This is a genomic window from Rhizobium sp. SG570 (assembly GCF_012275345.1).
GTDB lineage: Bacteria > Pseudomonadota > Alphaproteobacteria > Rhizobiales > Rhizobiaceae > Rhizobium > Rhizobium lusitanum.
The window spans coordinates 58,252-84,100 of sequence record NZ_JAAZQI010000007.1 but is presented as its reverse complement, the minus strand read 5'-3'; the positions used below and the strand labels follow the sequence as shown (position 1 = coordinate 84,100).

Sequence of the window (25,849 nt, the reverse complement as noted above, 5' to 3'; positions counted from 1 at the left end):
CATGAAAATCCAGCACACGAAGCGCCAGGACAACCATACTTATGTATAGGCTAATGTCCTGCGCGTGCATCACGCAGTGGACGTCACTCGTCCGCGACGAGGTCGCTCGGAAAGTTGATTAAGACGTCGGTTCCCAGTGTGGGGTGTTCCAATCGACGCCATAAGCGCTTTCGTGAAGGCGACAACCTTGGCACTTGGGCTCTGGAGGGTCCGTAGAAGGTAAATACCGGGCGGATCGTCGTTCCAACAGCCGACGGCGTGACGGCACGTTTGCGGGCTGCTCCGGAGAAGCTTCCTTCCTGGACGACATCCACGAATGTGGGAAGAAACTCAGCTTTCATATTTGCATTCCCGGCAAAACCGTTTTGAGGAGATTTGGGCTTATACCTGCGGCCTATAGGGTCCAATTTCCTGCTTGCCAGAAAACCTCAGAAACAAGCGTTTTCGCTGTATTTCCCTGCATTCTGCGCAAAAAACCGGACTTTCCTCCAACACCTTTGCCGATGGCGAAGGCGAGAAGCCAAGACCAAAGGATAGGGTCGAGACTAATCAGTATAATTGAGGCCAAGCCCGTCGAATGCCAATTTCACCCCAGAGCAGACAACGGGTTGCTCGAAAAGATCACCGCAAGAGTGCCAGGAACTTTGCCGGAAAGGCCTTGGGTTCGGGTGCAAAAAACAGACCGAAAGGATAGAACCATGAAAGTCATCACCGACAAGCTGCTTTCGCTCTCCGCTTACTCGCATGAGATCGACGTCCCGCTCGACCAGATCGATATCGCCGATTGGCTCTTCAACCTGCCGGAAGCGGAATATCAGCGTTGCTGCGTGCCGGATCACGTCTCGTGCGGCGCCACCTTCACCGATGATGGCCGCAAGATGTCTATCAACGTCGAGAAGATCGGCACGGGCCTGGTCATCCAGCACTATGTCGCCGACGAGGCCACGCCGTCCTATTGCCGCATGAATTCCATCTCCGACGTCTTCACGCCCACCGGCGAGCGCACGCAGGTCAATGTCGTCTGGGAGCTGATCGCGGAAGCGATCGATGGCAACCGCACCCGTTACACCAACAAGGTTACCTGCCACCCGACCGACGCCTTCATGGCCTTCATCGAGCAGCACGGCCAGTCGTTCGAAGATGCTGCAGCTGCCCGCCAGGCTGCCGGTGGTGACCACAACCATCGCGAAACGCCGTTCTTCGCCGAAAGCATTGCCCGCAAGGCTCGCGCTCGCGCCGCCGCCAAGGTCGCTGCAGAGTGAAGGCGATCGTCTATGACAACTTTGGCAAGGCGGATGTTCTCCGCCTTAACGAGGTTCCCAAACCGGAGCCGCGCCCAGGCGACCTCCTTGTCGAGGTCAAGGCACTCGGTGTTAACCGCGCCGACCTGCTACAGCGCCAAGGCTATTACGGCACCCAAACCTATGGAGAAAGTGTCTTGCTGGGATTAGAGCTGTCGGGCAGAGTTGTTGCCGTCGGATCCGACGTGACGGACGTGGAGCCTGGCGATCACGTCATGGCTATCGTCGGCGGTGGCGCCTATGCCGAGTATGCGCGTGTCGACCGAGGCATGGCAGTGGCCATTCCTGAAGGTTTCGGCTTCGTCGAGACCGCAGCAATCATGGAATCCTTCGTCACCGCCTGGGAGGCGCTCGTTCATCTTGGCGAGATCGCGCCTGGCAGTTCGATCCTCATTCATGCGGCAGCTGGTGGTATCGGCTCGGCGGCAGTCCAGATCGGCAGTGCTCTGGGAACACGCGTCTTCGCGACCGCGTCTGCGTCGCGACGGGCGGAAGTCGAGGCACTCGGTGCGGAGCGTGTCTTCGACTACAACTCCGAGGACTTCGAGCGCGGCATCCGTGATGCCACTGATGGCCAGGGCGTCGATGTGATCGTCGATTTCGTAGGTGGCCCTTATCTCGGGCGCAACCTTCGCAGTCTGCGTCCCGGCGGCCGGCTGGTCCAGGTTGGCCTGCTCAGTGGCCAGGATAACACAGACATTTCTCTGGGCCTCGTCCTCCACAACCACCTGAAGATCATCGGCACGGTGATGAAATCGCGCAGCGCTGAAGAAAAGCGCGAAATGGTCCGCCGGTTTACCGAAGACGGTCTTCCCATGTTCCGCGATGGCCGATTGCGGCCAGTGATCGGGCAGACTTTCCCGCTTGCTCGCGCCTCTGCCGCCCACAGTGCAATGGAAACAGGTGGCGGCTTCGGGAAGATCGTTCTCACGATCGATAACGAGGACTGATCCCCACGGTTACCGCCGCTTGGCGGTGACCGCCGATTTTTGAGGCCGCAATCGCGGCGAAAGCCGTTCACAAGCGAGCGTAGCGATGGACTACTATAAAAATTATGCCGTAAAATACCGTCGCCCTGTCGCTGATGCCGTTGCGGATCGATATGGTGACGCAGATAGCCTCGTCCGATCCGGCAATCCCATCATCGATCATATGTTGATGCATCGAAGCATTCGCCGGTTTACATCCGATCCGGTGGCCGAAGGCGATGTGAGGACTGCGATTGCCGCCGCCCAGTCGGCAGCGAGGTCGTCCAACCTTCAGAGCTGGAGTGTGATCAAGGTGTCGGACCCGTCGCATAAGCAGGAGGTCAATCGCCTTTGCGGCAACCAGGGCCAGATCGACGATGCGCCCCTGATGCTCGTATGGCTAGCCGATCAGAGCCGCAACTATGCGATCGGTGAGGCTTACGACACACAGCTTGAGGCCTTCGACTATCTCGAATCAACGATGCTCGGCATGGTCGACACCTGCATTGCCGCTCAAAATGCAGCATTGGCATTCGAAGCGCTTGGCTACGGCACCTGCTTTATCGGAGCCGTGCGGAATAACGCCGAGGCGCTGGCGGCGCTCCTGCAACTTCCCGCACGGTGCGTTCCGGTCATCGGTCTCGCCGTCGGGCGGCCCCATCCCCGGCATGACAGCGACATCAAGCCGCGCTTGAGTCAGGACATCGTGGTGCATGACGAGGTCTATCGCGTTGCTGAAGGCCAGGAGATCATGGCCTACGATCGCGTCATGACAGAATTCCAGGGCAAACAGGGAACGGCTCCTCACGGATGGTCAGGGGCTGTTGCCGTCCGGCTGGGCACAAGAAGAGCGCTCCACGGCCGAGATCGGTACATGGAATTCCTTCGTGTAGCCTATATGTGGACGCGGTAACGCCTCCTCAGCCGGCGCCACAGACACGAGCAGAACGCAACATTTGTGCCGGTTCGCGACGAGCCATCTGATCGGCAGGCCGGCTCTCGCGACGAGAGAGTTCTGCCCTGGCGTAAGCGTCAATCCGGTTGATTTCTGGGTCGATCGCGCCGGTCATACGCAGCTGAAATAGGTCCAAAAGGTCCTACGAACACGACCCGTGGTGCCGGCCTCGCTGGCACATCCTGATCTGCGAGCCTGCTGACATGTCTATCGAACTCGACTACGAATTTCTTGTCGGTCTGCTGATGGCGGTGCTCGTTTTGGCGTTCGCCGCCAAACACCTTCACCTGCCCTCTGCTGCCGCCCTGATTGGCGGCGGAATCGCGCTTGCCTTCATCCCCGGAATTCCTGTCGTCGCGATGGATCCCAATCTCGTGATGGTCGTGTTTCTGCCGCCGCTTCTTCTCAGCAGCGCGTATCAGACCGTCTGGCTCGACTTCAAACAGTATTTCGCGGCGATCTCTTCGCTGGCCGTGGGCGCCGTGGCGTTCACGACACTATCTGTGGGGGCGATGGTCCATTGGCTGCGCCCGGATATTCCCTGGTCTGCTGCGTTTGCATTGGGTGCCATCGTATCGCCCCCGGACGCAGTTGCCGCGCGCGCCGTGCTCGATAAATTGCGACTACCCACCCGTGTGACGACGGTCCTGACTGGCGAGAGCCTGGTCAACGATGCGAGCGGCCTTGTCCTCTTCCATTTTGCCGTCTCTGCAGCGGTGAGTGGCACTTTCGACGCGCCGGTGGGAGCCGCGACTTTCTTCGTGGTGTCGCTTGGCGGCGTGATGGTCGGTGCCACGCTCGGTTGGGTGGCCCTGCGGCTTTTGCGACATTTCCAAAGCAGCGAGTTGATCGTCACAGCCACGCTGCTGCTTGCAGCCGTATCCTATATGATCTCCGATCGCCTGGGCTTTTCCGGTGTCCTTGCCACGGTGACGACCGGCCTGATGTTGGGATGGCAACAGCACGAGATCTTTTCCGCTGCGACACGCATCAGGGCGCAGGCATTCTGGCGTGTCCTCGTGTTTCTGTTGGAATCTCTACTGTTTGTGCTGATAGGTCTGTCTCTGCGCCAGGCACTCAATCACTTTGAGAGCGTCGGTGACGGCATTCAAACATTGGGGATTCCTGTTGCGGCCGTCGTCGTCACCGTGATCGTGACGCGTTTCGTGTGGCTTGTCGGATCGGATATGATTTGGACAGGGCTATCGCGGTTCGGAATACACCCCAAGCATCTTCCATCGCTCCCCGCGACCGTTATCCTAAGTTGGGCTGGTATGAGGGGTGCGGTGACACTGGCAGCCGCGCTGTCACTGCCGATGGAATTCCCGGGACGAGACCTGATATTGGCATCCGCCTTCGGAGTGATACTGGTCACCGTGCTGTTGCAGGGCACGACACTGCCGCTCGTCATCAAGCTGTTTCCTTCGATCACGCCGAAAAGCAATGCTCAACTGGCAAGGGATGAGACTGGAATACGCAAGAAGATTGCCGATATTCAGTATCAGGCAATGCTCGAATACCTCCATACGAGTCGGGCGCGGGGCCTGCCCCATATGTCGGATCGCTACCTCTTCAGTGTCTTGTCAGCCCCGCATTTCAACATGGCGCCAGAGAGAAAGAAGTCGCTGTCTGCCGAGCATTTCGAGGCAATCCTGGCGGCAATTCGAGCGGGACGCGCTGAAGTTCTGAAATTGTATAGGACCGGTCGCGTCACCGACCGGGTCATGCGGAATATCGAGCAGGATCTGGACTTGCAAGAACTCGCCACGCTTAAGCGACGGGACGAGCGCGTCGTCTGACGTTCATTCCTGACTTGTGTAAGAACGCGGCCCGACCGCGGTAGAGTCGCGGATGCACCCAAAATGAACTTTCAAGAAGCAAGAGTAACTCGTTTGGGATAGTGGCGGAGCTTGTGGACCACTCCGTCTCAGTCGATTGCCGCAAAGTCGTTATCGGTCGCTTCGACGACCTCAACTCGGGCGGGATCTCTCAGAATCTTTGCGAACTTGAATTTGAAGGCGCCACTGGAAAGTCGCGCCCGATCTCAGTGCCTACTGAGGGAAGCGCTCAGCCAACGCGGCAAGGGTAAATTCGCGGTTCGGCGCCCGGTCCGCTGGCTGCGAAGAATAGGCCGACACCACCGGATTGATCATCATCTCCGACACGCCGAGATCGGCAGCAAGATTTGCAACTCCTTCGGCGGCACGGTCCGGCGATCCGATGATCCAGGATCGACGAAACATCTGCACGAGACTTTCGTGGCGAGATGGAAACTCCTTTCCATCGGCTTCCTCGACCAGCATTTGCGACTGCACGGGCTCGCCCGATCGGAATGATGACATGAAGAACAACTGCGGGCGAGCCAGCCGCTCTGCTTCTTCGTCGGTTTCTCCGATCACCACGATCGCCGAAACGAGGACCTTCGGCTCCGCCAGATAGGCGCTGGGTTTGAAGCGTTCCCGGTAGAGCGCGATCGCTTCCTTGGCGCCTTCAGCGCGGATGTGATAGCCGAAGGCATAGGGCAAACCGAGCTCCGCGGCGAGCTGCGCCGAATACCAGGATGTCCCCAATATCCAAGGCGCCGGCGCACTTGAAGCGTTGGGGACCGCCCTGAAGGTGAATTCGCGGTCATCCTGCGAGACAGTCAGACCTTCTGGCCGATTGAGGGCAAGCAGATTGCGCAGGTCGCCGATCATCGCTTCATCGGATTTCATCTCGGTGCCGCCACGCAGAAGCGAGCTCGTCGCCCAGTCGGCGCCGGTCGAGCGGCCGATGCCAAGGTCGACGCGGCCGGGATAGCAGGCCTCCAGCAGGCCCATCTGTTCTGCGACGAGCAGCGGCGGGCAATGCGCCAGAAGCACGCATCCACCGATCCGGATGCGCGCCGTATGCGCTCCAATGACTGGCGCAAACGCGGCCGTATGGCTGGCTGCGACGGCCGCGACGTTGTGATGTTCCGCCAACCAGTAGCGGTGATAGCCGAGCTTCTCTCCAAACTTAGCCAGTTCAATCATGGAATTGAAGCAATCCGTCGCCGTCTGGTTCGAGCGGATCGGGCCGATGTCGAGGATGGATAGGGTCAGCTTCTCGCTCATGTCGGTCAGCTCACAATTCTGTCGGCGATCTGGTGGAAGGCGCGGATCTTGTCCTCGATGTCGAAACACATCATGGTCAGCATGACTTCATCAGCATCATAGGCGGCGCCCCGCGCCGAGATTTCCGCCACGGCATCATCGATCAGGCCGATGACTTCGCGGTTGGCGATCTGATCGAGATAGGCTTTCTGACTTGCGGAGAAGTCGATGCGATCGAGCGTGTCCGGTGATGGGACCGCCTTCGGATAGTTGCCGCTATCGCGCATCAGCCGGAAATAGTCGGAGGCCTTCTTCAGTTCCGCCAGTTTCGCCGGCGTATCAGCGCCGACGAAGTTAAGCGCGATCAGGACGCGCGGCTCGGGGAATTCAGGCGAAGGTCTGAAATTGCGTCGATACAGATTGACGGCTTCTCGCGTCGCCGCCGGATTGATGAAGAGCGCGATGGCAAGGCCCATTCCCTTTTCGGCCGCCATGCGCCCGCTCTCCGGATGAGAGCCGGCCGAGAGGAGCCAAAGCGACGGGGCACCGTCCACCTTGGGCATTGCAATCGCCTTCCGGTGCTCGTCGTGGAAGAAGCGCTCGAGCTGACCGACTTGCTGGGGAAAGTCGATCCCTTCGGGAGGGTTGAGGAGAGCGGTGGAATAGGGATCTCCGCCACTCGCTCGTCCGATACCGCAATCGATACGGCCGGGAAACAGGGCTTCCAGAACCCGGAAATTCTCAGCCACTTTATAGGCGGAATGGTTCGGAAGCATGACCCCACCCGAACCAAGCCGAATACGGTCAGTCTTGGAGCCGACGGCGGCCAACAAAACCTCCGGGGACGAGCCCTGTAGAATGCTCATGTTGTGATGTTCTGAAAGCCACAGCCGCTCGTAGCCGAGATAGTCTGCCTCCCGCGCCAACCACACCGTGTTCTGGATCGCATCTGTCGGAGAGCTATTTTCCGAAAGGGTCGACTGTTCGAGGATGGAGATTTTCACCGCTGTTCCTTTGATGAAGGGTGGCTACCCTTCTCATGCTGTCGGTTCGCATGCCGGCAGGGACATTTTGAGAGAGTACGCCTGCGTGAGTATTCGCGAGCTAGATTGTCCGGGCGAGCCGTTTAAGCCGATTACCGCCGGTTGACCGTGGGTACGCTAGACGAAGGTGTGTGGGCCCGTAACTATACGAGAGTGTAGGGACGGTTATTCCTAGATCCAGTGGCCGAGACGGCCTGCATTCCGGAGTGGAATGCCAGGGGAGGATCGCGCGCGGTGTCTCAAATGCACGCTTGGGCATCAAGCTGGGCTTACCGCTCGTATGGGCTAACCTAGCCCTACGTATAGTTCAGACGCGTTGCCGATCGCCGTAATCTGCAGTTGGCTCGAGATCTGGAAGGTGGACATGGCAGAAGGACGTTTGGAGAAAGATTTCCCTGGCCGACCGGGTCGCCAATCGGTGTTGATCGCAGATCCAGGGCAGACCCTCGACGGTGAAATCGTTCAACACCTCGTTCGCGAAGGCTTCGACATCATGGTGGCGAGAAGCGTATCGGACGCTGCAAGCGAGATGGCCGCAGCGGAAATCTCATACTGCATGACTGAACTGAGGTTCTCTGACGGCACGGGCTTGGACATCTTGCGCATGATCGCAGGGCATCACCCATCCTGCAGAACCATTGTTCACAGCGGCCACTGCGATATCGCCACCGCGGTTTCGGTTGCGCGCGCTGGCGCAGCTGACGTCCTGCCGAAGCCGATGACAACCGATTTTCTTCTGGCGGTTTTGCTCGACAAGGACTTGAGACATTCGGGCTGTATGGAAACCTTGCAAGGCCCAAACGTGGTCCGCGAGGAGCATATCCGGCAGGTTCTGATATCTTGTGGGGCGAACGTATCACGCACCGCGCACAGATTGTCGATGCATCGGCGCACCCTTCAACGGATGCTGGAAAAATCGCCATCTCTTCGGGCGCTGGTCCGATGACCCTTCTTCGGCCGACACTGCAATCGACTCCAAGCCGCTCCATCAGAAATACCCATTTCGAGCGAAACACCATCCGCTTCGTACCTGAGGAGGTCCCGGTCGCGATCTCTTATGCCGGCTCCTCACATGCCGTTTTGATGGCCACACCGGATGATCTCGTCGACTTTGCGATCGGCTTCAGTCTGACGGAAGGGATCGTCCAGAATGCTTCGCAAATCCGTTCGCTTGACGTCGTCGAAGGCGAGCTCGGGATCGACGTGCAGGTCTTTCTCGCCGACGATGTGTCAGACCGGCTGCGCGCAAGAAAGCGCAGCATGGCCGGCCCCGTAGGCTGTGGGCTTTGCGGTATTGAGTCGATCGATCAGGCGATGCGTACCCTACCTGACCTGTCTGCGGTCGAACTCCGGATGTCGCATGCCTCTATTGTGGCGGCGACGGCGGAGCTGGCGAGGGCACAGGACCTTCATCGCCAAACCAGGGCGGTTCATGCGGCTGGTCTCTATGTTGAGGGGAGCGGTCTCGTAGGAGCGCGCGAGGATGTCGGTCGCCACAACGCTTTGGATAAACTCTGTGGCTTCGTGTTCAGGTCATCCGTTGCGGCGGAAAAGGGCGCCGTCGTCGTTACCAGCCGCATATCGGTCGAGATGGTGCAAAAGACCGCCATGCTGAGCTGTGCGATGCTGATTGCAGTATCTGCTCCGACTGCGCTCGCCATCCGAACGGCTGAAGCGGCCGGCATCACCCTGATTGCGCTTGCGCGTGGTGAAGACTTCGAAATCTTCTCGAATCCCCATCGTGTTGGCCCATAACGGGGTTATTTCCTCGTCACCAAGCCTACCAACCAGCGCTTGCGAATTCAGGGCTGCTTTCCGTAGCCGAGCGCCTCGCCGACCCGCACAAGATCGGCAAGTGAGCGCACATCCATTTTGCGCATCACGTTTCCCCGGTGGAGTTTGACGGTTACCTCAGTAATACCGAGTTCGAAGGCGATCTGTTTGTTCATCAAACCGCGCACCACAAGCTGCATGACCTCCTGTTCACGTGGCGTCAGTGTCTGGTAGAGGGCCGCCGCCGCATCGATTACCGTGTCGCCCTGACGGATCTCATCGTCACGGGCCAGCGCGACGTTTACGGCCTCGATCAGCGCCGCCTGATCGAAGGGTTTGGTGAGGAAGTCGGATGCACCGGCTTTGATCGCCTTCACGCTCATTGGGATATCGCCATACCCCGTCATGAAAATTATCGGCATCTTGTTGCCTTTGGCGTTCAGATGCGCCTGCAGTGCCAGACCGTCAAGATCTGGTAACCTGACGTCGAGCAGGATGCAGCCTGCTCCAGGCCTCGCGGCGGCCAGGAACGTTTCCGTATTTTCAAAGGCAACGGCGTCGATTGAAAGGGAATGGAAGAGGTCGACGAGCGATTCTCGCATGGAGAGGTCGTCGTCGACGATATAGACGACCGGACCGGGCGGACGGGCAGGGGGCTTTCGAGAGGCGATCATGAGATCAGTCTTTCCAACTCCTGCTCAAGCCATGTCAATGCCTGGGATCGCCGTCATGCCGCCTCTGCGCGGACAATCTTCACCGGAACGCCCTTATAGGCCGGCGTGCCGGACTTTCGGTCGTAATGGCTGAGTGCCACGATGGCATTCATCTCCGGATAATAGCCGCCGACTGAACCCTGCGGAAGATCATATGCGACGGCAGTATAGCCACGGACCGAGCGCTCGAGACCGTTTTCCGCCACGGCATGCACATCAATCCGGTCGCCTTCCTTCAGACCGCGGGAGGCAAGGTCCGCGGCGCTGATGAAGATGACATCGCGCCGCCCGAAAACGCCGCGGTATCGATCATCCAGACCGTAGACGGTGGTGTTGTACTGGTCATGACTGCGCATCGTGGCCAGCACGAGCGTATCCGGATCTTTCAGTCTCGGGTCCTCGTCGAGACCGCAGGCAATCAGAAAATTCGCCTTTCCGGTCGATGTCCGCCATTCGCGATGGGAGGCCGGGACATTCAGCCGGAAGCCGCCGCGCACCCTGACCCGCTTGTTGAAGTCGGCGAAATCGGGGAAGACGATCTCGATCTTGTCGCGAATGCGGTCATAATTCTCGATCATGCCGAGCCAGTCGATCCCATGCCTGTTGCCGACCGTGGCATGGGCAATGCCGGCGAGGATGGCCGGCTCCGACTTTAGGAACGGGCTCGGCGGATTGAGGAATCCGCGCGAGGCGTGAACCATCGACATGGAATCCTCGACCGTGACCGATTGCGGTCCGGATGCCTGCGTATCGAGGTCGGTGCGACCGAGACAGGGCAATACGATGCAGGTCTTGCCGGTCAGAAGGTGCGAGCGATTGAGCTTGGTCGAAATGTGGACGGCGAGATCGAGCTTGCGCATGCCGGCGAAGGTAATCGTCGGGTCAGACATTGCCACGGCCAGATTGCCGCCGAGGCAGATAAGTGCCTTGGAGCGCCCTTCGGCGATGGCCTCGATCGCTTCGATCGCATTGTGACCCTTGTCGCCCGTCGGGCGGAAGCCGAAGGCACGTTCCATACCGTCGAGAAGGGCGGTATTGGGGATTTCGGTGATGCCGACCGTGCGATCGCCCTGGACGTTGGAGTGGCCGCGAACCGGGCAGATGCCGGCGCCCTCGCGTCCGATATTGCCGCGAAGCAGGAGTAGATTTGTGGCCTGCTGGACATTGTGGGTGCCGTTGGCATGCTGGGTTAGACCCATGCCGTAGCAGAGAATGACATTCTTGGCCTTGAGATAGACGTCGACGGCGCTTTCAATCGATGCGCGCGACAGGCCGGAATAGTGGAGGATATTGTCCCAGCTGGTCGCTTCCACGTCGCGGCGCAGGTCTTCAATGCCGACCGTGTGTTGCTCGATAAAGGCCCGGTCGAGGACACCGCTGCCGCCATTGGCCAGATCCAGCGCATCCCTTTCGAAGATCAACTTCATCATGCCCTTGATCGCAGCCAGATCGCCGCCGGTGCGGACCTGATGGTAGGCCGAGGCAATCTCGGTCGAGGAGAATGTCGCCATCTCGATCGGGTCCTGCGGCGCCGCGAACTTTTCCAGCGCCCGCTCCTTGAACGGATTGAAGACAACGATCGGCGTACCCCGGCGCGACGCTTCGTGCAGCGTGGTCATCATGCGCGGATGATTGGTGCCGGGATTATGGCCGAAGCTGAAGATCGCATCGCAATGATCGAAATCTTCAAGCGTGACCGTGCCCTTGCCCACGCCGATCGATTCCGGCAGCCCGACGCTCGTCGCCTCGTGGCACATGTTCGAGCAGTCCGGAAAGTTGTTGGTGCCGAAGGCGCGCACGAATGCCTGATAAAGGAAGGCGGATTCATTGGAGGCGCGGCCGGACGTGTAGAATTCCGCCTGATGCGGACTTTCCAGTGCGTTGAGCTCCTTGCCGATAACGGCGAAGGCGTCGTCCCATTCGATTGGCTGATAGCGGTCGCTTGCCGCGTCATAGATCATCGGATGGGTGAGGCGCCCCTCGTTTTCCAGCTCGTGATCCGTCCAGGTCCACAGTTCGGAAACGGTATGGGTGGCGAAGAATTCCGGGCTGACGCGTTTGGCGGTCGATTCCCAGGTGATTGCCTTGGCGCCGTTCTCGCAGAATTCGAAGGACGATGTGTGCTTTGGATCGGGCCAGGCACAGCCAGGACAATCGAAGCCTTCCGGCTGGTTCGCCTTCAGAAGCGTCGCCGTCCCTTGGGCGACAACCTGCTGCCGGGCGAGTGTTTCGGCAACCGCCTTGAGGGCTCCCCAGCCGCCAGCTGGTTCGTTATACGCTTTGATGCCATCGGGCCGCTTCTTTGTCATCGGGGTCTCCACGGTTCGTATGCGGATAGCCTAGCAGCGAAAGGAGATGGCCGAAGCTATACAGAAGCATAGGTCGGCTCCTAAAAAACGAGATGCTGGCAATCGACGCCGGATAACATCGAGACATTTCGCCGAATGAGGCGTGCTGGTTCCCGTCAATCACCTCGTTCGAGAGGCAGGGCGGACCAAGACCCTCGTTTGGCCGACCTATATTCATGGATGATAGCAGGGTGAACCTTCGCGGCGTTACGACTTCATGGAAGCGCGCCGGCATCGGTCCGCAATCCAGCAGCGCGACAGCGGAGAAAGCTATGAATCGTATTTCGAAGATCGCAGTGGTGACCTTGTCCACGATGGTGGTCCCGCAATTGGGCCATACCCAAACTGCGTCAGGACCTTCAGCCGGAATGCTCGTCTGTGTGGTCGATACCCGAAAAGATGAAATGAGCGACCCCGATCAGGATGTCGTTTGCGATTTCATTTCGGCAAGTGACGGAAGCCAGACCCGCTACTATGGGACGATCAAGGACTTGGGAATCGACGTTGCCGAAATAGATGGCGGGCATATGACCTGGCTCGTGCGTAATCCTGCATCCATCGCCACAATCGCGGGTGCTTACGGGGCATCACCTGCCGCATCAAATCTTCAGCTCCCTCCACATGCGATGGTTTTGTCCGGTGAAGGTGGAACGGGGATCGTGCTGCAACCCGCAATGCTCGAAGGCTATGGCCTGAATTTCGCAGTCGGCGTAAAGGCTCTCACACTCACCAAGTCATGAAGTTTAGCTCGCCCCATACGAACGCATAGGGCGGATGTCTACCCGTATGATTTTCGAACGGGCGAGAACTGACGAAACTTCCCTCGTCAAATCCCCAATGGAGAGTGGAAAATGCCCTTCAAGAAACTTGCACCAAGCAATCGGCGCCTCGGTTTTGCAATCATCACCATGGCCGGCCTTTCACTGGCGCTGGCATCCTGCGAAACGGTATCGCAGACCGTTCAGTCCAAGGAAGATAATCTCTCTGCCGCCGGCTTCGTTGTCCGCCCCGCAAACACGCCGGCTCGCGTTGCAATGCTGAAGCGCTTGCCTGCGAACAAATTCCTCATGCGCAGCCGGGGCAACACGGTGAGCTACGTCTATGCCGATCCGATCAACTGCAACTGCCTGTATGTCGGAACGCAGAAGGCCTACAGCCAGTACCGCCAGACGCAGGCTCAGGATCGGATCGCCAATAGGCAACTGCTGGCGGCTCAGACCTACGCCGACGCGAAATGGGATTGGTCCGGCTGGGGACCTGACTTTCCGGAATTCTATGGCCCCTTCGGTGCAGGCTACGGCTGGTGATCAATCGGTATTCTGACACGCGCGGTGGCAGCATCGACATAGGCTCATCACCAGAGAACGTTGCATAAGGCTGCTTGATTGGGCCTGACCTCGGCGTGCTGAATGAATGCGCGGTTCCAGAAATGGAGCCGCGCATTTTTAGTTCCTGAATGACCTCGGTCCTGTTCCCACTTCCGATTGCCCTCTCGCCCGAAAACGGAGACCTCAGCATAGCCCGTCCATACCTTCGTGTAGGGTTCAGGTTCCATGAGTATGATTTTCCCAGGCCGATCAAGTCCGTAACTTTCGGGTCGTCGCCAAAGAGCGGCGATAGGGGAGCGCTTTCGCATCGGCGTCTCGTCCCCAATGTCTACCGAAAGGAATATCTCATGAACCGCGTTTCGAAACTTGCCAGCGCTGCAATCCTGCCCTCCATGTCGTTTGCCGGCGCAAGCTATGCCGCCGATAGCCTGAAGATGAACTGGGAGCCCGAGCTCGAAAAGACCCTCACGACGTTCAAGGCGCCGTTCAACGTCGACTACACCGATGATTACAATCGCGGCGATGACGATACGAAGCCGGGCCGCTGATGGCAGCGTGACTTTCTGGTTGTAGTAATCGACCGGCCCGGGCCGGTCTCCGGCCCACCCATTCCCTTCTACGGTTCGTGGTTGTCCAGCACTCCTATCCACCCGCTGGCACGACGGCCGCCACGCGCTCCTTTCCAAGGATCGCCCTCCCTCGAATGATCCTTAGCTTGAAAGGACCCAAACTATGCGCAAACAACTTCTCTTCTCCGCAGCAATTGCCGCCCTGTCTTTCATCGGGGCTCAGTCCGCCTCAGCTGTCGAGCATGTCGAAGCCGGCCGCCTCGACTGTGACGTCTCTGCCGGTCTTGGCGTGATTGTCGGATCGCAGCAGGACATGAGTTGCGTTTTCACGCCCAGCGACGGTGGTGCGAAGGAAGACTATACCGGCAAGATTACTGAGTTCGGGATCGATATCGGTGAAGTCAGCAAGGCCAAACTGGCATGGCTGGTCTTCGCGCCGGCCTCCCGTGAGACCTCCGCGCTATCCGGCACGTATACCGGCATCACCGCTGATGCGGCGCTCGGCGTCGGTGTCGGCGCCAAGGTTCTCGGTGGCGGCCTGCATGGCACCATCGCCTTGCAGCCGATCGCGCTTCAGGCCGAAGAAGGCGTCAACGTCGCGGCCGGTATTACCGCCTTGACACTTCACACCAAGAACTAAGCGGAAAGCCCCGGCATGTGCGGCACCATGCGTGGCGCACATGCCGATCGTCGAGACATGAGGGGCATGTTTGCTCCTGGCATATGAGTATTGGGGATCAGTCGCGTGAACGCGCCCGTAACACATACCGCAAGAGCCAGCACAGGACGATCGCCGAAGGGAAGCAACCTGATTGCCAACCGGCCGATTGATGCCGTAAGTGGCGTGCTGTTGAGACCAGGCCACGAATGCCGCATCGATGAGCTACGGCCCGGGCTTGCCGACTACCTGCGCCGCCGGTACCCCTCGCTGAGACCTGATGACTATATCGATAAGGCCAGCATCGAAGAGTTGCGACGTCAGTCCATCCTTGATTTGCTACGAGAAGATCGCGGCGAACTGACGTCGATCGAGAACGAAGTCGCCGAAAGCATTGCGTCACGCGAAACTCTAACGGAAAACCCCGAAACCGAGTTTGACGATCGCGAGAGCCTCGGCAGCCGGGTTGCCGATCTCGTCGCAGACTTCGGCGGCAGCTGGCCGTTCATCATCGGCTTTGGCGGCTTCCTTGCGCTTTGGATGATATTCAACACGCTGATCGGCCCTCGCGATGTCTTCGATGCCTATCCATTCGTTCTTCTCAATCTCGTTCTATCGACAATCGCCGCTTTCCAGGCGCCGGTGATCATGATGAGCCAGCGTCGGCAAGAGGCCAAGGACCGCCTTCGCTCCACGAACGATTACAAGGTCAACCTTAAGGCGGAACTCGAAATCCGGCGGCTTCACGAGAAGGTCGATCATCTCATTCAGAAACAGCGCCGCTCGCTAGACCTGGCAGAGCGCCGAGAGACCAAATCGAACGTCGGGGCCGCCGGCAAAGTCCATCGGGTCAAGCCGGCCCGAGTGACATCGTCGAAGGCGCGCTCGCCGTCGCTACGAAGGTCGATCACCGTAAGCCGAACTGAACTTACCCAATAACCCAAAGACCAGCAGCACCACAGTCGAGACCAGACCGACGTGATGAGCCCTTCCGATTCACCACCCTGTTTAGGAGCCGAACATGACCACCATCACCGCAAATTCCAATTTGAGCGCTGCGCTGAAGACCGGCCGCACCAGTTGGGTATGGTATGTGATCCTCGGAGTTGCCCTCATCGCCGTCGGCTTATTGGCCAGCATCAATCTCTTCGCCACAACCATCGTCTCGGTCATATATATCGCAGCCATGATGCTCGTCGGGGCTGTCTTCCAGATCGCTCACGCCTTCGCTGCCAGGAACTGGCGCCGACGCACGTTTGACCTGATCAGCGGCCTCTTCTACGGGGCGGCCAGTGCCATATTGATCTTCGATCCCATCTTGTCAGCCGTCGATATCGCGCTTGTCATCGGAGCGCTGCTGATCGCGGCGGGCATCTTCCGGATCGCGACGGCTCTCCGAGATCGTTCCAGAACGGGGTGGGGTTGGGTGCTCTCGAGCGGGATCGCCACAGTCGTTGTCGGTTTGCTGATCGTTCTGACATGGCCAGCGGTCGGATTGGGCTTGCTCGGCGCGATGTTGACGATCGACCTAGTGTTCCAAGGGTTTGGATTTCTCGCGTTCGGTATCGCCTTGCGGCGCCTGGTCAGCTGATCTCCCAACGGCGCCGGGGCGGCGGAGAACGACTACCCGGCACGCCAGCGAGGCGCAATGAGGAGCGAGCGATGTCATCCCAGGACTGCATCAGGGATTTGGGGGATGGGGGTAGGCCGGCTGGTCGAGGCATTGCTGAGCTTTTGCGCGTCTACATGCCGGGGACCTTGATGCCTCACCTGCGCTTGCTTTTCTATGCACTGCTCTGCGGGTTGCTATCGGGCCTTGGCGGCCTGTCCCTGGCGCTTCTACTTCATGCCATCCAGCATATAGCTTTCACCTACAGTCCTGGTGAAATCATCGGGTCCGAGAGCTTCCTGCAGGGCGTGTCAGCCGCCACGGCCGAGAGACGTATCCTGATCCTTTGCATTTGCGGGCTCGTCGCCGGTCTAGGGTGGTACAGTCTTGCCAGGTATGGTCAGCCGCTCCGTTCGGTCAACGCCGCGGCAAAGGGGGCAAGGTTGCCGCCGCTCGAAACCGCCGTCCACGCATTGCTGCAAGTCGTCACGGTTGCCCTTGGCTCACCCTTGGGCCGTGAGGTGGCTCCGAGAGAGGTCGGCGCGCTCCTTGCCCAGCGGCTATTATCAGGCGCTGCCCTTGCCCCTGAGCAATACCGCCTCCTGCTGTCGTGCGGGGCAGGCGCCGGTCTCGCCGCGGTTTACGATGTCCCCGTTGCGGGGACGGTATTCATCCTCGAAGTGATGATGAAGCAGGCGCGTATTGCCGTCATATGGCCTGCCGCCGTCGCGAGTTTCACAGCGGCGATCGTCGCACGCTCGGCTTTGGGTGACGCGCCTCAATATCTGATACCCGACCATCACGTGACGTTGACGCTGGTGGTCGTCAGTGCTTTGCTGGGGCCGTTCTTCTCCGGCCTTGGCGCGGCCTTCAGGCGCCTGACAGCCGCCGTCACGCGAGACGCATCGCCGAGCCTTCGCGGGATATTTTACGCGCTGGCAGCCTTCGCCTTTATCGGGCTGTTGGCGGCCAAGGTGCCGGCACTTCTGGGAAACGGAAGAGGGCCGGCCGAACTCGCGTTTTCCCAGGAGATTTCCTTGCAAGCGGTTGCATGTCTAGTCGTCATGAAACTCGTGGCGATCGGGCTAGCCTTGAGGGTCGGTGCGAAGGGCGGGCTGCTAACGCCAGGATTTGCTATCGGGGCACTTATCGGTCTTCTTGCGGGCGGATCACTCGCGGTCTGGTTTCCAGCTGTCGAGCCTGGAGCGTTGGCGCTGATCGGTGGAACGTCATTTCTTGCCGCATCAATGCTGATGCCGATAACAGCTGTCTGCCTGGTGATGGAGTTTACCAATGCGCCTCTTGATATGGTGATCCCGATCGCGGCCGCGACAATCATGGGAGAGCTGTGCAGGCCTTGGATCAGGCGCGGAATTGCGCCGTTGCGAATCAAGTTCGCCGTGACCTGATACGTGTCACGGTTGGGACGACCGCGATAAATCCATGGGATTTCCGGCTGTGCTTGGCCGCACTAAGATCACCGGGGTGGCGAAACCGCGGTATTGATCATCGCGCGGAGGGCCCGGATTGCGACGAAATTCCCGAGCCTACCTATACGAAGGTGCAGGCCGTCCGATACTTCAATCGGATATGAAGAGCCGGACAGTTTTCGTAGCTTCAGTCAGGTTTTCCGCAAGAGCGGCAACCAGTATTGATCCTGGAGATTGTCATGACCAGTCCGTCACTCGCCACACGGCGCCTTTCGCCGCTCACCACTCCCACCGACCTTGGTGCGATCGCTCGCCAGGAAATCTCGGCATCTCTGACCGCTCTGCTGGCGGATGTCTTCGCGCTCTATCTGAAGACGAAAAATTTCCACTGGCATATGTCCGGTCGCAACTTCCGTGACTATCACCTCCTTCTCGACGAGCACGGCGCAGAGCTCTTCGCGCTCACCGACGTGATCGCCGAGCGGGCCAGAAAGGTCGGCGGCACCACCTTGCGCTCGCTCGGTCATGCAACACGGCTTCAGCGGATCGCCGACAACGATGCCGACTTCGTCACGCCTGACGACATGCTGGCAGAGCTTCGCGAAGACAACACGCAGCTGGTTTCCATCCTGCGTGCGCTGCACGGCACGACCTCCGAGCATAACGATGTCGCAACGACGAGCCTGATCGAGGGCTGGATCGACGAAGCCGAACGCCGAGTCTGGTTTCTGTTCGAAATCTCCCGCAACGTCTGATGCGGTCGCCCTCCATGATCAGCAACTCTCTCCCGATCAATCGCCGCAACGTCCTGATTACAGGCGCCGCGACGGCCGCCGCAATGGCCCTTCCCTTTTCGTCCGCAGCACAGGCGGCCACGAAGAAGCACCTGAAACAAGGAAATATGACGATGAGCTACGTTACCACCAAGGATGGCGTCGAGATCTTCTACAAGGACTGGGGTCCGAAGGATGCACAGCCGATCCACTTCCACCATGGCTGGCCGCTGTCGTCTGACGACTGGGACACCCAGATGCTGTTCTTCCTCTCCAAGGGCTATCGCGTCGTAGCGCATGACCGCCGTGGCCACGGCCGTTCGAGCCAGGTCTCGGAAGGTCACGACATGGATCACTATGCCGCCGATGCCAATGCCGTCGTCGAACACCTGAACCTGAAGAACGCAGTCCATATCGGTCATTCGACCGGCGGCGGTGAAGTCGCCCGCTATGTCGCGAAATACGGCCAGCCGCAGGGTCGTGTGGCGAAGGCGATCCTGGTTTCCGCTGTTCCGCCACTGATGGTCAAGACGGCCTCCAATCCTGGCGGTACGCCGATTGAAGTCTTCGACGGCTTCCGCGCTGCGCTTGCCGCCAACCGCGCCCAGTTCTTCCTCGATGTCGCCTCCGGCCCGTTCTATGGTTTCAACCGTGCCGACGCGAAGGTCTCTCAGGGTGTTATCGACAATTGGTGGCGCCAGGGCATGATGGGCGCAGCCAAGGCGCACTATGACGGCATCAAGGCCTTCTCGGAGACAGATCAGACCGACGACCTGAAGAAGATCACCGTTCCGACGCTGGTCACGCAGGGCGATGATGATCAGATCGTGCCGTATCAGGATGCTTCCGAACTGCAGATCAAGCTGCTGAAGAACGGCACGCTGAAGATCTACAAGGGCTATCCGCACGGCATGCTCACGACCCATGCGGACGTGATCAATCCGGACCTCCTGGCGTTCATCAAGGGTTGATCGAGAGCAACAGTATGGCCGGCTGATTGGGCTAGGCTCTGCCCCTTCGTTTATACACATGGCGACCCGATGGTCGCCATGTGCGGAGCCTTCTTCGTGATAGATCCAAGTGGGATCGAACAACGGAAGGGAGGGCCGAATTTCAGCTTGCCTATATCTTCGTATGATAACCCGGAGCCGCGCCTGCAGCTAGAAGGTCATACACTACAGTCATCCCGACACGACCTTGGAGGCAAACGACGATGGACGAAGAGCTCACAATGTCCGAGATCCTGACCGATCCGCTCATCCGCGTGATGCTCACGGCCGACGGGATATCACTCACGGACTTTGCCAACTTCCTTCATGAAGCCGCGTTGAGGCTGCAGGCTGACATGTATGTATCTGCAGCGAAGGCGCATTCGCTTGAAGCTGACCCTATCAAGATTACGCCCACAAACCCTTGTGGCGCCGTAGCTTCCTTCCCGCGTTGTACGGTCCAGAGAGGTATTGGATTGGCATTCGCGTAGATTGGGGCGGTGCTCAATTCGAGCCTTCGGTGACATGACCCACCGTAGCTGCCGCCATTGCAGTGTCGCGGAAATCTTACAGACTGTCCGATTAACGCGATAGTTGTTTTGCCGATTTTGCGATGTTGTAGAATATGATGTTCTGCAGCAGCCACTGGAATCGCAAACTGCGCCTTCCGCGACGAGGGGCTGCTGGTTTAGCCGCTACACGTCCCATAACTGGACCACATCGACGATATCACCCTGCTGCACGTCACCGCGGTTGCTGTTCAAGACGATCAACACTGTCGCATTTGAGATCGACTGGAGACTCGCAGATCCGCGCTCGGGCAATGGATCCGCGATCGTCATGCTTCTGACAGGGTCGATGACAAGCCGGCCGGGAAGGATTTGAGTGCGCCCCAGTGGTTTTGAAAAGGAGCGTGAAATCGGCAGCCTCAGGCGGTCGCTCTCAACGATCTAGCAGCCCGCCAACCGATAGACGAGTGTGCGACCCAGAATCGCGCATCCTGCAACTGCCGCGAGCGGGTTGCCGGGAAGGATGAGGATCGGGCAATGATCGACATCGCCGAAGCCGATTGGCTTGCCCGGCCGCATGTCGAGCCTCCAGAATTCCAGATGCCCGCGCTGAGAGACCGCTTGCGTCAGATGATCGGCAAAGCCGGCCGAGGCTCCCCCCGACGTGACGATCAGATCGTGGTCGCCTGCGGCGCCGACGAGGGCCGCGAGGAGCTGATCCGTGCCGGTACGCCGGATATGAGGCTTATCGCTGGCTGATGTGAAAACGCGAACTCGATCGCCATTCATCCGAGCATTTTCCTGAACGACAACGCGATCTGCGCCCTTCGGAATCATCGCCCCAGTCATGATGCGCGCTGCTTGACCGGGTCCGATCTCATGGAAGCCTATTTCACCTGCAGCGATTATCGCTGTGACCTTGAGATCCGAACCGGTCTCGCCGGCGGTAAGATCTGCTGAGCGAACGGCGAAACCATCTATGGCGGCGTTGTCGAAACGGGGTAGCCCTGCCGGTGCTGTCGCATCACGTGCAAGAATGCTGCCGATTGCGTCACCCAATGGCATTTCCTGGGATCTCGGGAAGACCTCGAGATAGCTGGCAATGAACTCGCACGCCTCTGACAGGGTCTTGGGTATGGGATTATCAGTGCTCATGCTTTGCTCGTTGGCTGCCAATCCGCAGATACGCGGCCTGAATATCGCGACGAACCGGTGCGCCGTCGTCTGGTCAGTGACAGGGAACGCATGCAGCGATCAGCTTTTGGGCGCCTCAGGTGGGGGCGGCTTGAAATCCGGATGGAGAGGACCATAAGGCATCGATACCATAACCGCTGCAATAGCAAGACCAGCAATAGCCGCCCAGAATGACAGGACGAAAAGATCGCTGTAGGCAAGCACGGTTGCCTGGCTCCTGATCTGGGTTGCGACAACGGATAGGCTTTCAAGGTGGGCGCGTGTACCGGCGCCGAAAACATGCTGTAGCTTGCCAAGAAGCACATGTAATTGCTGCGACGTGGCCGAGATCGGGCTATTCAGGATGTCCGAATGATACTGTTCTCGGTGCCTCTGCAGTGTTGCGAGAATGCTCGTGGCGATTTCGACGCTGCCAAGCCGGACGACCTGAATATAGGCTGATACTGCTGTCGAGCGTGACGGATCTGAATTGCCGATGAGATAGACTATCGTGGCGAAGAAGGCGAAGGACTGGCCGGCTGTATGAAGGATGACTGTCGGGAAGAAGTTCCACGGCGCCCAGGATATCGTCAGTTGCGATCCAAACTGTGAGCCAATCGCCATCAGGCCCAGTCCCAACACGATGCACAAACGGGCGTCGAAGCGCCGCAGCAGCAGGCCGGCCAATGTAATGAATAGAAAGACCGGGATGACCGCTCCGGTGAGATAGAGGCCTGCGATGGATATAGGTCTCAAGCCCACGACGTTTTGCAGGAAGCCTGGAATGGCGATCGAGGCCCCGGCGCTCGAAAGCGCGTAACAGATGATGATCGCGTATCCAAGGCCGATATTACGGGTCATGATCACGCTGAAATGCGCCCAAGGATGCGTGACCAGGCTCTCGTTAATCAGAAACCCGATCGCCAGGATAAAACTGCCGGCGAGAAGCGCGATGATCGGGCCGGACTGCAGCCAGTCAAGGCGGTTGCCCTGGTCGAGCGCGACGTAGAGCATGGTCATGGATGATCCGAGCAGCATCATGCCACCCCAGTCAGCATTTTCCAGCAGGTTGACGTTGATCTGCTCCTTTGGCGCGGCAATGAACAGCAGAAGCGCGATGAGCGGCGCAACGATGACGTCCTGCCAGTACATCCATTGCCATCCAAGATAGTCACCGTAAAAGCCGACCAGCACGAAGCCGAGGTTCTGCGACAGAGGGACCCGAAGTGAGTAGATGGCGATGCCGATCAGCCAGTATTTCTTGTCGAGGTTACGAAAGATGACCATGATTGTCGCCGGAATGAACACCCCGAGCAGCAGGCCCCTGATCGCATGAAGGGCAAAGAGCAGCGGCCCGTCATTGACGAGCGGGATTTCCAGCGAGACGACGGAATAGACGAGCGCCGTCGGGATCATGATCCTGCGGACGCCAAAGACCGTCGCAAGCCAGGCGACGCCTGAGGCGATCAGGATCTGCGGTGCATTGGCGATGGTGCTGAGCCAGGATGCTTCATCGACACTCAACGAATAGGCCGCGCGCAAGTCCGGCAGACCCACCACGAAGACGCGTGTGTCAAACCCGACGACAAAGGACGCGAGCATCAGGGCGGCGACGATCAGGATCGGTCGCGTGACTGTGGTGCCGCTGGTGATCGGACCGAACGAGCGAATAACCGTCGTCATGGACGTGCGCTGTCGGGCGTTTCGACTGTGACGGTAGCAGACATGCCGGGCCGAAGGCGGTCCATCAATGACTGGCCTCCGTCAATCGCAATCTTGACTGGAAGACGCTGGACGACCTTTGTGTAATTTCCCGTCGCATTGTCGGGGGGAAGAAGTGCGAAGATCGATCCGCTGGCTGGAGAGAGATCGACAACGGTGCCGCGCAGCAGCTCTCCCGGAAAAGTGTCGATCCGGATTTCGACCTTGTTGCCGGCGGACATGCGTGACAGCTGTGTTTCCTTGAAGTTTGCGGTGACATAGACGTTTGGCAGCGGGACCTCGGCCAAGATCCCCGCTCCGGCGCTGACAAAATCGCCCTCATGAACGAGCTTTCTGCCAAGCATCCCGTCGAAAGGCGCATAAATCCGCGTATAGCCCTCGTTGATCTTCGCCGTATCACGATTGCCCTTGGCGGCATCGACCTGAGCCCTGAGCAATGGTTCCTGACCCTGCAGAACTTTCAATTGGGCCTGCTGTTGCGCAATCGCGGCGGCCGTCGATCGAACGGACGCGGTCGCCTGAAGCGCGGCAGCCTGTGCTTGTTGCAGAGCCTGTTGTGTCGTTGCGCCGCCGAGGTCGCTTTGGCGTTGATACTCTTCGACCGTCTGCGTCTGCTGGGCGAGGGCCGAGGTGTGCTGTGCTTCTGCCGCATCGATCGCGGCCTTCTGCAGCTCGATCTGGTTTGCCAGGTTTGCAAGGGTGGCATTTGCGGAAGCGAGATTGGCTGTGGAGACGGCGACCGCGGCTTCGTAGCTACGGGGGTCGATCTGCGCGAGCAGCTGCCCTTTCGTTACTCTCTGATAGTCGGCCACCGGCATGCTGCTTATCGTACCGCTGATCTCGGCACTCAGCGTCGAGATATCAGCGTTGACGATCGCGTCGTCGGTTGTCTGGCGAGAGGCACCAGCAACCCAGCTGTTCCAATCCAGCATGGTCGATGTCACTGCACAGGCAATGACAACGACTGCGAGAGCGGGGATTGCGACACGCTTGATTGTTGCCAAGACAGGTGAGGGGGCTAGCGCCGCGGAACTGCCTGTCCCTGTTGTGGTCTGATCAGTCATCTGTAGTGGAGCCTGTCCTGCGAGGTGTGACGAAAATTCTCGCGCGCAGGGTAACAAGTGGCAACGAGGCCGGACACTATACGCATGAATAGGTTCAGTGACCGTCGGTAGGGGGCAAACAGTCGCAGCGTGCGATCAGGCGGACTTCCGCAACGCGCCCAACGGAGCCGCCTCGACCGATGTCCCAATTGCGATCGTGCCGTCGGCGGGCTGGGTTGATCCCATATCCCTTCGCCAGATGGAGGGAGGAACGCCTTTGGTATTTCGAAACACCCGGGCGAAGTGCGCTTGATCTGCAAAGCCGCATTGTGCAGCGATTTCGCTGAGCGGAAGCAGCGTGCTTGTCAGAGTTTGCGATGCTTTCTCTATCCGGTGCTGGGCAAGCCACCTGTAGGGAGAAAGCCCGGTGGAAACTTTGAATGCCCTGGCAAAATATGTCGAGGATAGGCCGCACTCGATTGCGATCTGTGACAGGCTCATGCGGTTGGTCACGCTGCTTTCGAGAAGGGCGATGGCACGGCTAAGTCGCAGTGGCGTCAATCCGCCACGGTTAATTTCCGACATTTGCCTTGCGCTGCCTTATTTCGGTTGATCGTCATATTCGAGACGATGACAACTGCAGCGAAACCAGTCGGGCGATAAGCCATTATTTAGTCGAAACCGTTTTGCGTAAAAAGCAAAGGCAAAGCAGGTGCTTGCTTTGGCTCTCGCCATTGTCGAGTTGTTGCGTCGCCGTTGTCGCACAGGGGTGCATGGTCTGCACGCCGCATATCCCATCGGCGTTGATCACGGGCGTGGTACGCGGACGGTCAAGAACCGACCGTCAGTCAGGGCGAAATTTCGGAGAGACCTGATGCATGCTAAAGGAAGGCGTGAGGATGATGTTGCGTCGCCAGGCGGCGGGCGGCATCCCTTTGGCCTTACTGAAAGTCCTGGAAAAATGCGCCTGATCGGAAAAACCGCAGGCGATCGCGATTTCCTTCAAGGTTATCGAGGAATTTCTCAGCAGATCTGACGCCTTGTCCAGCCGCCGCTGAGCAAGCCACCGATGTGGTGTTCCGCCGGTGGAGACCTTGAACGCTCGCGCGAAATAGGAGGATGAGAGGCCGCATTCTCGCGCAATATCGGACAGATTCAGCCGACCATGCAGGTTGCCATCGAGTAGCGCGGTCGCGCGGTTGAGCTGCATCGGAGTTAGCCCGCCGCGACGGATATGTGATTGGCGGTGAATACTGCCGTAAGTCGATGCAAGGTGGACCAGAAGACCGGTGCCGACATAATCCAAGAGCAGCTGGTTGGTGTCAAAGCGTCCGTCGAATATCGGGATCAATGCGTTGACGATGTTATGGACGACCGGGTCGTCGATATCTGCCCCCGGCGCAACGTTGAACCCTTCAAGTGGCTTGGTGCCGATCTCCTCCTCCAAAGAGTACAGTGCTCGTCTGGAGATGTAGAAGTTCGTGCAATCAAACGGTGACTGCAGGTCCGCTCGCCAAACTCTCGAGTAATCGTAAAGAGTGAAATTTCCCTGCCTGCTCCCGCGAAAATCGACCTTTTTCCCGTCGACCCACATCGCACCCTGGTAGTCGCGCTTCTGGAGAGAAAGCATGAACGCGTCTTCCAGTACGTGATCGTCGGTCATGCCGTGACCTGGCGTATCCCGCTTGATCCTGGATGCTGAAAGTAGCCCACCCGTTAAAGACGACGCAACGATATGCGGTGTCCGCAGTACCCGTAGATATTCCATGTTGCGGTTGTCTGACGTGTGGTCTTTCGACAATCGAGCCTCTCCATCCGCGCTACGGCAAGTAGCAATTCAAAGTCTGTGTCACATATTTTCAGCATGTGCC

26 protein-coding genes are annotated in these 25,849 nt (G+C 58.8%); 16 read left to right on the top strand and 10 right to left on the bottom strand.

The features are described 5' to 3' along the window. Window positions 1–83: 83 nt before the first annotated feature. Window positions 84–341, bottom strand: a complete 258-nt coding sequence (locus FHT28_RS36845) for a LysR family transcriptional regulator (protein WP_348644988.1) — start codon at window positions 339–341, stop codon at window positions 84–86. Between the two features lie 357 nt (window positions 342–698). Between FHT28_RS36845 and FHT28_RS15835 the strand changes: the two genes are divergently transcribed. From FHT28_RS15835 to FHT28_RS15820, 4 genes are all read left to right on the top strand, one after another. Next, window positions 699–1,262, top strand: a complete 564-nt coding sequence (locus FHT28_RS15835) for a hypothetical protein (protein WP_047640253.1) — start codon at window positions 699–701, stop codon at window positions 1,260–1,262. Further along, window positions 1,259–2,251: an NAD(P)H-quinone oxidoreductase gene (locus tag FHT28_RS15830; protein ID WP_168596702.1), complete on the top strand. Its 993-nt coding sequence runs from the start codon at window positions 1,259–1,261 to the stop codon at window positions 2,249–2,251. The genes FHT28_RS15835 and FHT28_RS15830 overlap by 4 nt, the downstream gene beginning before the upstream one ends. An 85-nt stretch (window positions 2,252–2,336) precedes the next feature. Next, a complete protein-coding gene (locus FHT28_RS15825) occupies window positions 2,337–3,182 on the top strand; it encodes a nitroreductase family protein (protein WP_168596701.1) in 846 nt (281 codons plus the stop codon). 245 nt (window positions 3,183–3,427) lie between these two features. Continuing rightward, window positions 3,428–5,023 (top strand): Na+/H+ antiporter, encoded by a 1,596-nt coding sequence (locus FHT28_RS15820; protein ID WP_246704869.1) that lies wholly within the window; start codon window positions 3,428–3,430, stop codon window positions 5,021–5,023. 252 nt (window positions 5,024–5,275) lie between these two features. Here the strand turns inward: FHT28_RS15820 and FHT28_RS15810 are convergent, their stop codons facing one another. Together FHT28_RS15810 and FHT28_RS15805 are read right to left on the bottom strand one after the other, a co-directional pair. After that, entirely contained in the window at window positions 5,276–6,319 is a 1,044-nt protein-coding gene (locus FHT28_RS15810; protein WP_168596700.1) for an MsnO8 family LLM class oxidoreductase, read from the bottom strand. A gap of 5 nt (window positions 6,320–6,324) precedes the next feature. Next, complete coding sequence (locus tag FHT28_RS15805) at window positions 6,325–7,302, bottom strand: MsnO8 family LLM class oxidoreductase (protein ID WP_168596699.1); 978 nt, start codon at window positions 7,300–7,302, stop codon at window positions 6,325–6,327. A 403-nt stretch (window positions 7,303–7,705) separates the two neighbouring features. Between FHT28_RS15805 and FHT28_RS15800 the strand changes: the two genes are divergently transcribed. Further along, a complete protein-coding gene (locus FHT28_RS15800; protein ID WP_168596698.1) occupies window positions 7,706–8,287 on the top strand; it encodes a response regulator in 582 nt (193 codons plus the stop codon). After that, the gene (fdhD, locus tag FHT28_RS15795; protein ID WP_168596697.1) at window positions 8,284–9,096 is read left to right on the top strand and encodes a formate dehydrogenase accessory sulfurtransferase FdhD; all 813 of its coding nucleotides are present in this window, start codon (window positions 8,284–8,286) and stop codon (window positions 9,094–9,096) included. The genes FHT28_RS15800 and fdhD overlap by 4 nt, the downstream gene beginning before the upstream one ends. 47 nt (window positions 9,097–9,143) lie before the next feature. On the opposite strand, the gene FHT28_RS15790 is transcribed toward fdhD, so the two are convergent. Both FHT28_RS15790 and FHT28_RS15785 read right to left on the bottom strand, forming a co-directional pair. Beyond that, complete coding sequence (locus FHT28_RS15790) at window positions 9,144–9,788, bottom strand: response regulator transcription factor (protein ID WP_047557355.1); 645 nt, start codon at window positions 9,786–9,788, stop codon at window positions 9,144–9,146. 53 nt (window positions 9,789–9,841) lie between these two features. Further along, window positions 9,842–12,136, bottom strand: a complete 2,295-nt coding sequence (locus FHT28_RS15785) for an FdhF/YdeP family oxidoreductase (RefSeq protein WP_037198671.1) — start codon at window positions 12,134–12,136, stop codon at window positions 9,842–9,844. A gap of 311 nt (window positions 12,137–12,447) precedes the next feature. Here FHT28_RS15785 and FHT28_RS15780 point away from each other — a divergent pair, with 311 nt between their 5' ends. The 10 genes from FHT28_RS15780 to FHT28_RS15735 all read left to right on the top strand — a co-directional run bounded on the left by FHT28_RS15780 (window position 12,448) and on the right by FHT28_RS15735 (window position 20,022). Further along, window positions 12,448–12,915 carry a DUF992 domain-containing protein gene (locus FHT28_RS15780; RefSeq protein ID WP_168596696.1) on the top strand — a complete coding sequence of 156 codons (468 nt, stop codon included), beginning with the start codon at window positions 12,448–12,450 and terminating at the stop codon, window positions 12,913–12,915. Between the two features lie 111 nt (window positions 12,916–13,026). Further along, window positions 13,027–13,482: a hypothetical protein gene (locus FHT28_RS15775; protein WP_210255767.1), complete on the top strand. Its 456-nt coding sequence runs from the start codon at window positions 13,027–13,029 to the stop codon at window positions 13,480–13,482. A gap of 368 nt (window positions 13,483–13,850) precedes the next feature. Continuing rightward, a complete protein-coding gene (locus tag FHT28_RS15770) occupies window positions 13,851–14,051 on the top strand; it encodes a hypothetical protein (RefSeq protein ID WP_037198668.1) in 201 nt (66 codons plus the stop codon). 184 nt (window positions 14,052–14,235) lie between these two features. After that, window positions 14,236–14,712 carry a DUF992 domain-containing protein gene (locus FHT28_RS15765; protein WP_037198666.1) on the top strand — a complete coding sequence of 159 codons (477 nt, stop codon included), beginning with the start codon at window positions 14,236–14,238 and terminating at the stop codon, window positions 14,710–14,712. A gap of 105 nt (window positions 14,713–14,817) precedes the next feature. Beyond that, window positions 14,818–15,669: a DUF1003 domain-containing protein gene (locus FHT28_RS36180; RefSeq protein WP_348644987.1), complete on the top strand. Its 852-nt coding sequence runs from the start codon at window positions 14,818–14,820 to the stop codon at window positions 15,667–15,669. A gap of 82 nt (window positions 15,670–15,751) precedes the next feature. Then, complete coding sequence (locus FHT28_RS15755; RefSeq protein ID WP_047557344.1) at window positions 15,752–16,321, top strand: HdeD family acid-resistance protein; 570 nt, start codon at window positions 15,752–15,754, stop codon at window positions 16,319–16,321. 170 nt (window positions 16,322–16,491) lie between these two features. Beyond that, window positions 16,492–17,748: a chloride channel protein gene (locus FHT28_RS15750; RefSeq protein WP_210166083.1), complete on the top strand. Its 1,257-nt coding sequence runs from the start codon at window positions 16,492–16,494 to the stop codon at window positions 17,746–17,748. 260 nt (window positions 17,749–18,008) lie between these two features. Further along, on the top strand, window positions 18,009–18,524 hold the full coding sequence (locus FHT28_RS15745; RefSeq protein ID WP_037198664.1) for a DNA starvation/stationary phase protection protein: 516 nt from the start codon (window positions 18,009–18,011) through the stop codon (window positions 18,522–18,524). A gap of 14 nt (window positions 18,525–18,538) precedes the next feature. Next, on the top strand, window positions 18,539–19,513 hold the full coding sequence (locus FHT28_RS15740) for an alpha/beta hydrolase (RefSeq protein WP_037198741.1): 975 nt from the start codon (window positions 18,539–18,541) through the stop codon (window positions 19,511–19,513). Between the two features lie 242 nt (window positions 19,514–19,755). Continuing rightward, window positions 19,756–20,022, top strand: coding sequence for a hypothetical protein (locus FHT28_RS15735; RefSeq protein ID WP_047557342.1), 267 nt, complete (start codon window positions 19,756–19,758; stop codon window positions 20,020–20,022). Between the two features lie 459 nt (window positions 20,023–20,481). Here the strand turns inward: FHT28_RS15735 and FHT28_RS15725 are convergent, their stop codons facing one another. The 5 genes from FHT28_RS15725 to FHT28_RS15705 all read right to left on the bottom strand — a co-directional run bounded on the left by FHT28_RS15725 (window position 20,482) and on the right by FHT28_RS15705 (window position 25,779). Then, window positions 20,482–21,195 (bottom strand): molybdopterin-binding protein, encoded by a 714-nt coding sequence (locus FHT28_RS15725; RefSeq protein ID WP_168596694.1) that lies wholly within the window; start codon window positions 21,193–21,195, stop codon window positions 20,482–20,484. A gap of 99 nt (window positions 21,196–21,294) precedes the next feature. After that, entirely contained in the window at window positions 21,295–22,896 is a 1,602-nt protein-coding gene (locus FHT28_RS15720) for an MFS transporter (RefSeq protein ID WP_112442353.1), read from the bottom strand. Next, on the bottom strand, window positions 22,893–23,999 hold the full coding sequence (locus FHT28_RS15715; protein ID WP_112442355.1) for an HlyD family secretion protein: 1,107 nt from the start codon (window positions 23,997–23,999) through the stop codon (window positions 22,893–22,895). The genes FHT28_RS15720 and FHT28_RS15715 overlap by 4 nt, the downstream gene beginning before the upstream one ends. Window positions 24,000–24,134: 135 nt before the next feature. After that, complete coding sequence (locus FHT28_RS15710) at window positions 24,135–24,491, bottom strand: AraC family transcriptional regulator (RefSeq protein ID WP_162693755.1); 357 nt, start codon at window positions 24,489–24,491, stop codon at window positions 24,135–24,137. A 331-nt stretch (window positions 24,492–24,822) separates the two neighbouring features. Continuing rightward, on the bottom strand, window positions 24,823–25,779 hold the full coding sequence (locus FHT28_RS15705; protein ID WP_234904017.1) for an AraC family transcriptional regulator: 957 nt from the start codon (window positions 25,777–25,779) through the stop codon (window positions 24,823–24,825). Window positions 25,780–25,849 lie beyond the last annotated feature (70 nt).